1 protein-coding gene is annotated in these 2,644 nt (G+C 43.0%); it reads right to left on the bottom strand.

Annotation, left to right across the window (positions count from 1 at the left end; genetic code table 11):
- Positions 1-2,644 (bottom strand): hypothetical protein (locus GEZ89_RS09625; RefSeq protein WP_194251854.1); only part of this gene is annotated, 2,644 nt, incomplete at both ends.

Genomic DNA, 2,644 nt, shown 5'->3' with positions numbered 1-2,644 from the left:
GGTTCTGTTACTGTTCCTGTACCTGGGACATCTTTCTTAGGAAGGTTGTCATTTGGCACTTCACCTGAACCGTTGTCGCCAACCGTTACTGTGATTGTAGTTGGGTTTCCATCTTTATCTTTACTTGGAATTTCTACCTTAGTTCCTGGTAGGTATGGTTTTCCATCTGGTTTCTTAGGCGTTACAACTGCATCACCATTTGGTTTGCGTGTGATTTCAATCTCACTTGGTGTTTCAGTTGTTGGTGTTTCTGGTGTTACCTTAGCTGGAGTTGTTACATTAGGAACTTCCACTGCTGGTTTACCTGGTTCTGTAATCTTACCTGTACCTGGGACATCTTTCTTAGGAAGATTATCATTTGGTACTTTACCTTTACCATCTTGACCGATTTCAACAGTGATTGGCCCATCTTCACCTGGGATTTCTACCTTAGTTCCTGGTGGATATGTTCCTCCTCCTGGTCTCTGCGGTGTTACTGTAACGTCACCTGTCTTAGGATCTTTATCCAACTCTATTGTTGGTGTCTTACGAGCTGGTGTTGTTACATCTACTGGTTGTGATGGTTTCTTATTAGGTTCTGTTACTGTTCCTGTACCTGGGACATCTTTCTTAGGAAGGTTGTCATTTGGCACTTCACCTGAACCATTGTCGCCGATTGTGACTTCGATTGGTGTGTTGTTTTCACCTGGAATCACAACCTTGCTGCCTGATGGATATGTTGAACCATCTGGTTTCTTAGGTGTTACTGTAACCTCACCTGTCTTAGGATCTTGTTCAACATCTAGTGTTGGTGTCTTTTGAGCTGGTGTTGTTACATCTACTGGTTGTGATGGTTTCTTGTTAGGTTCTGTTACTGTTCCTGTACCTGGGACATCTTTCTTAGGAAGGTTGTCATTTGGCACTTCACCTGAACCATTGTCGCCAATTGTAACTGTGATTGGTGTGCCATTTTCACCTGGAATTTCTACCGTAGTTCCTGGTGGGTATGTTGAACCGTCTGGTTTCTTAGGCGTTACAATCGCATTTCCATTTGGTTGTTGAGTAATTTCAATCTTACCTGGTTTTTCAGTTCTTGGTGCATTTGGTGTTACCTTAGCTGGAGTTTCTACTGGAACTTCCACTGCTGGTTTACCTGGTTCTGTAATCTTACCTGTACCTGGGACATCTTTCTTAGGAAGCTTGTCATTTGGTACTTTACCTTTACCATCTTGACCGATTTCAACAGTGATTGGACCATCTTCACCTGGAATTTCTACCGTAGTTCCTGGTGGATATGTTCCTCCTCCTGGTCTCTGCGGTGTTACTGTAACGTCACCTGTCTTAGGATCTTGTTCAACATCTACTGTTGGTGTCTTTTGAGCTGGTGTTGTTACATCTACTGGTTGTGATGGTTTCTTGTTCGGTTCGGTTACTGTTCCTTTACCTGGGACATCTTTCTTAGGAAGCTTGTCATTTGGTACTTCACCTGAACCATTGTCGCCGATTGTGACTTCGATTGGTGTGTTGTTTTCACCTGGAATCACAACCTTGCTGCCTGATGGATATGTTGAACCATCTGGTTTCTTAGGCGTTACTACTGCATCACCATTTGGTTTGCGTGTGATTTCAATCTCACTTGGTGTTTCAGTTGTTGGGGTATTTGGTGTTACCTTAGCTGGAGTTTCTACTGGAACTTCCACTGCTGGTTTACCTGGTTCTGTAATCTTACCTGTACCTGGGACATCTTTCTTAGGAAGTTTGTCATTTGGTACTTTACCTTTACCGTCTTGACCGATTTCAACAGTGATTGGACCATCTTCACCTGGGATTTCTACCGTAGTTCCTGGTGGATATGTTGAGCCATCTGGTTTCTTAGGTGTTACTGTAACCTCACCTGTCTTAGGATCTTGTTCAACATCTAGTGTTGGTGTCTTTTGAGCTGGTGTTGTTACATCTACTGGTTGTGATGGTTTTTTATTAGGTTCGGTTACTGTTCCTGTACCTGGGACATCTTTCTTAGGAAGCTTGTCATTTGGTACTTCACCTGAGCCATTGTCGCCAATTGTGACTGTGATTGTTGTTCCATTTTCACCTGGAATCACTACCTTGCTACCTGATGGGTATGTTGAACCATCTGGTTTCTTAGGCGTTACAATCGCATCACCATTTGGTTTGCGTGTGATTTCAATCTTACCTGGTTTTTCAGTTCTTGGTGCATTTGGTGTTACCTTAGCTGGAGTTTCTACTGGAACTTCCACTGCTGGTTTACCTGGTTCTATAATCTTACCTGTACCTGGGACATCTTTCTTAGGAAGTTTGTCATTTGGTACTTTACCTTTACCATCTTGACCGATTTCAACAGTGATTGGACCATCTTCACCTGGGATTTCTACCTTAGTTCCTGGTGGATATGTTGAGCCATCTGGTTTCTTAGGTGTTACTGTAACGTCACCTGTCTTAGGATCTTTATCCAACTCTACTGTTGGTGTCTTACGAGCTGGTGTTGTTACATCTACTGGTTGTGATGGTTTCTTGTTCGGTTCTGTTACTGTTCCTGTACCTGGGACATCTTTCTTAGGAAGGTTGTCATTTGGCACTTCACCTGAACCGTTGTCGCCAACCGTTACTGTGATTGTAGTTGGGTTTCCATCTTTATCTTTACTTG

It is taken from the genome of Streptococcus mitis (genome assembly GCF_009496285.1).
Lineage (GTDB): Bacteria > Bacillota > Bacilli > Lactobacillales > Streptococcaceae > Streptococcus > Streptococcus mitis_BP.
This window is presented reverse-complemented; position numbering and strand designations above follow the sequence as displayed.